The sequence below is a fragment of the Chamaesiphon sp. VAR_69_metabat_338 genome, assembly GCF_031423935.1.
Taxonomy (GTDB): Bacteria; Cyanobacteriota; Cyanobacteriia; order Cyanobacteriales; family Chamaesiphonaceae; genus Chamaesiphon.
This window is the reverse complement of record NZ_JANPGM010000720.1, coordinates 1-2708: the sequence shown is the minus strand read 5'-3', so window position 1 is coordinate 2708 and position 2708 is coordinate 1. Positions and strand designations below refer to the sequence as shown.

At 50.3% G+C, this 2708-nt stretch carries 2 protein-coding genes; both read left to right on the top strand.

The window, feature by feature from the left end; genetic code table 11:
* A partial coding sequence (locus RMO84_RS20125) for a signal recognition particle protein (RefSeq protein ID WP_310490218.1) occupies window positions 1-1056 on the top strand: 1056 nt, incomplete at its 5' end.
* 479 nt (window positions 1057-1535) lie between these two features.
* Window positions 1536-2675, top strand: coding sequence for a glycosyltransferase (locus tag RMO84_RS20120; protein WP_310490217.1), 1140 nt, complete (start codon window positions 1536-1538; stop codon window positions 2673-2675).
* The last annotated feature ends 33 nt before the right edge of the window (window positions 2676-2708 follow it).

The following is a 2708-nucleotide window of genomic DNA, read 5'->3' as shown; positions in this document are numbered from 1 at the left end:
ACGGCTACAGCTAAGCTCGCGCTACATTTACGCAAAGAAAATCGCACCGCGCTGATGGTGGCGACTGACGTATATCGTCCGGCGGCGATCGATCAGCTCATCACGCTGGGCAAGCAAATCGACGTGCCAGTGTTCGATCTGGGCACGGATGCCAATCCCGTCGAAATTGCGCGTCAAGGCATCGCCAAGGCGCGGGAACTGGGCGTAGATGTGGTGATTGTCGATACTGCCGGACGGTTGCAGATCGACGATCGAATGATGACGGAGTTAGCCGATGTCAAAGCGGCAATTCAACCCGATGAAATCTTGCTGGTAGTTGACTCAGCCATCGGTCAGGAAGCGGCGAATGTCACGATGACATTTAACGATCGAATCGGGATTACAGGCGCGATCTTGACCAAATTAGATGGGGATACGCGCGGTGGTGCGGCTCTATCCGTCCGGGCGATTTCTGGTAAACCGATCAAATTTGTCGGGGTGGGTGAAAAAGTCGAAGCCCTGCAACCATTTTATCCAGAGCGGATGGCATCGCGGATTCTGGGGATGGGTGACGTGCTGACGTTGGTCGAAAAAGCCCAGGAAGATTTCGATATTGCCGATGCGGCTAAACTAACCGAGAAAATCCTCGAAGCCAAATTTGACTTCAATGACTTCATCAAACAGATGCGGATGTTGAAGAATATGGGTTCTTTGGGTGGTCTGATGAAGATGATTCCAGGGATGGGCAAGCTCTCTGACGGGCAGCTCAAGCAGGGCGAAGACCAGCTCAAAAAGGCGGAAGCGATGATTCAGTCGATGACGAAGGAAGAACGCGGTAATCCCGATTTACTCGCCAGTACTCCCAGCCGTCGGCGGCGGATTGCCAAGGGTTGTGGTTATGAAGAAGCTGATGTTAGTCGGCTGATTGCTGAATTTACCCGGATGCGGAGCATGATGCAGCAGATGAGTATGGGGAATTTTCCAGGCATGGGTGGTGGTCAACCGGGCGCACGGGGCGGTCAACCGGGCGCACCTGCCAAGGCGAAGAAAAAGAAAAAAGGGTTTGGGACGTTGTAGCGATCGCGCAATGACTTTAGTTGGTGAATGAGGGTATGTCAGATGGCATACCCTTAAATTTTGGAGCCGATAATTATCCGCACGAGCACACGAGCAATTTCTAGGGTTGGCAGAATCGATCGCGATTTGGGAATAATAAAAGAACAGATCGACTCTAGGGAACTAAGTAGGATCTTCTGGTCATCTATAGAGTCAGTATTTTTGTGTAAGTAAGTAAATCCTCGGATGGCCGATCGACCCTGGATTGATATACTCAGAGCCTAACGGCTTTTTAAGTTACAATCGAGCAATTGTATCGATCGTTACTTAACTTCCATGACTACAGTGGACGTCTGTGGTTTGCGCTGGGGACATTGCTGACGGAAACTGCCCATCGCGCAGTGTATCCAAGATCGGGAGATCGATTTTTTGTTTTCAACTTACTACCGACAGCATCGCGATCGTCAAATATTGCTATCCCCGATCCCAAATCGATTGTTATGAACAGACTTTTAATGGTTACGACGGTTCCAAGTACGCTCCGCAGTTTTCTGTTGCCGTTTGCCGCTCACTTTCGATCGCAGGGCTGGCAGGTAGATGCCATGGCTTGCGGGGTTTCGGCAAATCCTGAGTGCGTGCAAGGATTCGATCGCGTCTGGGATGTGCAGTGGTCTCGCAATCCGCTCGATCCGCGCAATTTATGGTCTGCGCCACCAGTAATTCGCGAGATCGTCACCAAAGAACGATACGATCTCGTTCACGTTCATACTCCTGTTGCCGCCTTTGTCACCCGTTACGCACTCAAAGATTTGCGCAAGCAGTTAAACGTCAAAGTTATTTATACCGCTCACGGATTTCATTTTTTTGCGGGTGGCAATCCGGTCAAAAATGCTGCTTTTACTAACTTAGAAAAGTATGCTGGTAAATGGACGGATTATCTAGTCACGATCAATCATGAAGACAAACAAGCGGCTTTAGATTATCAATTATTAGCCGCAGATCGCTGTCATTACATGCCAGGAATCGGCGTGGATTTAGCGTATTATAATCGCCATGCCGTGCCTGAGTCAGCGATCGCGCAAGTTAGGCAAGAATTGGGCTTGGGCAATGGCGATCGCTTATTGCTCTCTGTGGCCGAATTTACCGCCCGCAAGCACCATGTCGATGCGATCGCTGCCTTTGCAAAATTGGCTCGAACAGATGTCCATCTGGCATTTGCTGGGACGGGGCCATTGATGGATAAGATGAAGCAGTTGGCCGTCACATTGGGCGTTGCCAATCGCGTTCACTTTTTAGGCAACCGCAAAGATATTCCCGTCCTCATGAGTGCGGCTAGCGCAAATATGCTCGTATCTGCCCAAGAAGGATTGCCTCGCTGCGTGCTAGAATCCCTCGCACTGTCCACTCCCACTATCGGTACCAAAATTCGCGGTACCCAGGACTTACTTGAAGGTGGCTGCGGACGATTGGTAGATGTTGGCGATGTTGAAGCCTTAGCCAACGCGATGGCGTGGGTACTCGATCGACCCGAAGAAGCCACAAATATGACTAAACTAGGCTCGGAACGGATCTCTCTTTACGATCTAGATTCGATCGTTCAGTTGCACGAGCAATTGTATGCTAAAGCGTTGAATAGTTAGGAGTTGCTGTACCACCGTATGGGAGTTGGGAGT

What these genes read in the sequence shown, in the direction of transcription:
- RMO84_RS20120 (WP_310490217.1), top strand. Translation starts at nt 1,536, where the DNA reads ATGAACAGACTTTTAATGGTTACGACGGTTCCAAGTACGCTCCGCAGT.